General features: G+C 73.7%; 3 protein-coding genes. 1 reads left to right on the forward strand and 2 read right to left on the reverse strand.

The window, feature by feature from the left end; translation table 11 throughout:
• Nucleotides 1-1,008 (forward strand): ScyD/ScyE family protein (locus tag BN12_RS20300; protein ID WP_048555306.1); only part of this gene is annotated, 1,008 nt, incomplete at its 5' end.
• A 105-nt stretch (nt 1,009-1,113) separates the two neighbouring features.
• Here the strand turns inward: BN12_RS20300 and BN12_RS20305 are convergent.
• Nucleotides 1,114-2,493: a cystathionine beta-synthase gene (locus BN12_RS20305; protein ID WP_048555308.1), complete on the reverse strand. Its 1,380-nt coding sequence runs from the start codon at nt 2,491-2,493 to the stop codon at nt 1,114-1,116.
• A gap of 217 nt (nt 2,494-2,710) precedes the next feature.
• Nucleotides 2,711-3,282: FAD:protein FMN transferase (locus tag BN12_RS20310; RefSeq protein ID WP_048555309.1), on the reverse strand; the 572-nt coding region annotated here is incomplete at its 5' end.

Raw genomic sequence — 3,282 nt, forward strand, 5'->3', positions numbered from 1 at the left:
CCCCGCCCCCCCGCCGCCGCGCTCGCGCTCACCGGAGCCCCCGCCGACGCGGGCACCGCCCTCGCGACCACCACCCGCACGGGCGCAGCCGCGTCGGGCCGGGCGGTCCTGTCGCATGTCGCCACGTTCGGCACGATCGGCTCCGGCAGCACCGTCGGTCCCGACGGCGCCGTCTACGTCACGGATGGGGCGACCGGCACCATCGACCGTGTCGACCCGCGGAAGGGCACCGTCTCGGCATACGCGACCGGCCTGCCACCGAAGGCCCTCGACATCGGTGGGGCGATGGACGTCGCCTTCCTCCGCGGCCGGATGTACGCCCTCGTCACCCTCGTGGGCGGCGACATCGTCGGTGGTCCCCACCTCGGCGACGCGACGGTGGGGATCTACCGCCTCGAACGCGACGGAACGTGGAGGGTGACGGCTGACATCGGGACGTGGTCGGCCGCCCACCCGCCGGCCACGGACTTCTTCATCACGACCGGCGTCCAGTATGCGATGACGCCGTACGGCAACGGGTTCCTCGTCACCGACGGCCACCACAACCGGGTCCTCCAGGTCGGGCTCGACGGATCCGTCCGACAGCGCGTCGCCGTGGCCGACGTCGTCCCCACCGGACTGGAGACCGACGGCCGACGCGTCTGGTTCACCGAGGCCGGGCCCACGCCCCACGAGCCCCGCACCGGACGCCTGCTGTCGCTGGGTCCCGGGGGTCGGGTCTCGGTCCAGGCGACCGGTGCGCGCCTCGCCGTCGACGTCGAGGAGGGTCCGAGCCGGAGGCTGTACCTGCTGTCCCAGGGCACCTGGGACGGTCCGGCCGACGGGACACCGGCGCTGCCGGACACCGGCCACCTGTATGCCGTCGGGCAGGGCGGCCACCTCGCCGCAGTTCGCGACTGTGACGGTGCGCCGATCGTCCTCGATCGGCCGACGTCCCTCGAGATCGTCGGGCACACGGCCTATGTCGTGAGCTTCAGCGGGGACCTGTACCGGATCCGGGGCCTCTGAGCCGCGAGCTCCCGCGGTCCCGCCGGGTCGGACGGGAGAGCCCCCGCCCGGCCCGGCGGCACGGCATACGGGCTGTCCCGCGCCGGCTCGGCGAGGAACGCCGGCTCAGTCTGCGAGGAACCCGAGGAGGTCGGCGCGGGTGAGCACCCCGGTCGGCTTGCCGTCCTCGACGACGAGGAGCGCGTCGTTCGTCTCGAGCTCCTTGCGGGCCACCGAGATCGGCTCTCCGGCACCGACGAGCGGGAGACCGGGCGACATGTGCTTCTCGACGGAGTCCGCGAGGTGGGCCTTGCCGGTGAACAGCGCCTCGAGGAGGTCCCGCTCGCTCACCGCGCCGGCGACCTCGCCCGACATGACGGGGGGCTCGGCCTTGACGACCGGCATCTGGGAGACGCCGTACTCCCGGAGGATGTCGACGGCGACCTTGACCGTCTCGTTCGGATGCGTATGGACGAGCGCCGGCAGGTCGCCCGACTTGGCCCGCAGGACGTCGCCGACCGTGCGGCCCTCGTCGGCGTGGAGGAACCCGTAGGACGCCATCCACGTGTCGTTGAAGATCTTGGAGATGTAGCCGCGACCGCTGTCCGGCAGGAGCACGACGACGACCGCGTCCTCCGGCAGGTCCTCGGCGAGCCGGAGGGCGGCGACGACGGCCATGCCGCACGAGCCGCCGACGAGCAGGCCCTCCTCGCGGGCCAGCCGCCGCGTCATGTCGAAGGAGTCCGCGTCGCTCACCGCGATGACCTCGTCGACGACGGCCGGGTCGTATGCCGCGGGCCAGAAGTCCTCCCCCACCCCCTCGACGAGGTACGGCCGGCCCGTTCCGCCGGAGTACACCGAGCCCTCCGGGTCCGCCCCGACGATGCGCACCCGTCCGCCCTCACGGTCGGCGCTCACCTCGCGCAGGTACCGCCCGGTTCCCGTGATCGTGCCCCCCGTCCCGATGCCCGCGACGAAGTGCGTGACCCGGCCGTCGGTGTCGGCCCAGATCTCGGGGCCGGTCGTCGCGTAGTGGGAGTTCGGGCCCTCCGGGTTCGCATACTGGTTCGGCTTCCACCCGCCCGGTGTCTCCCGGACGAGCCGGTCCGAGACCGAGTAGTAGGAGTCCGGGTGGTCCGGTGCCACGGCCGTCGGGCACACGACGACCTCCGCCCCGTATGCCGCGAGAACGTTCCGCTTGTCCTCGCTCACCTTGTCGGGGCAGACGAAGATGCAGTGGTAGCCCTTGCGCTGGGCGACGAGAGCGAGGCCGACACCGGTGTTGCCCGACGTCGGCTCGATGATCGTCCCGCCCGGCCGCAGCTCACCGGACGCCTCGGCCGCCTCGACCATCCGGAGCGCGATCCGGTCCTTCACGGAGCCGCCCGGGTTGACGTACTCGACCTTCGCGAGGACGGTCGCCGACGTCACCCCTCTCGTGACGGCGTTGAGCTTGACGAGGGGCGTGTTCCCGACGAGGTCGGCGATGTGCTCGGCATACTTCACCCGCTCATCCTGCCCCGTCGAGGTCCCCGGCGGCCAACCGCGCCACCCCGGCCGCCGGCGCCCCTCCTCGGAGACGCCTCACCCGATCGGGGACCGACCTCCACCGCCATCCCGCCCTGGCCGAGCCGCTCACGCCGCCGGCGCCCCTCCTCGGAGACGTCGCACCCGATCGGGCCCGGGCGAGCGGCCCGGGCTGTCCCTCTGCCCGGGCCGCTCGTCATGCCGGCACGGCCTCGCGATGGGACGGCCAGCCGCGGGTCGTCGTGATCCGGCCCGCGTGATCGGTGAGCCGGGCGACGACACCACGCGCCTCGAGCCAGGCTGGCGCCTCGTCACCGAGGACGACGGCGGCCGTCGCGACGGTGTTCGCCTCGAGGGTCGTCGCCGCGGCGCACGTCACGAGCGCCCACGGAGTCCGCGCCGTGTCGCCGGTCCGTGGGTCGACGATGTGATGCCGTATGCCATGGCCGTCCGGGGCAGCCCACGTCCGGCGGATCGTCGAGGAGGTCGCGAGGCACAGGGTCCGGGTCGTGACGACCTCGGCCACCGTTCCGTCGAGCGCCTCGACGCCGACCCGCCATCCGCCGCGCGGGCTCGGGCCGCTCACCGCGAGGTCGCCGCCGAGGTTGACGAGGAAGCCGCCGGGCAGTCGGTCGAGCAGGAGGCGAGCCGTGACGTCGGCGGCGTGCGCCTTGGCGGTGGCGCCGAGGTCGAGGACGGTGCCCTGCGGCACGGACAGGGTGCGGGCGAGCGGGTCGATCCGCACGTCCCGCCAGCCGGGGCGGGGGG

The organism is Nostocoides japonicum T1-X7 (assembly GCF_001046855.1).
In the GTDB taxonomy this organism is placed as follows: domain Bacteria; phylum Actinomycetota; class Actinomycetes; order Actinomycetales; family Dermatophilaceae; genus Nostocoides; species Nostocoides japonicum.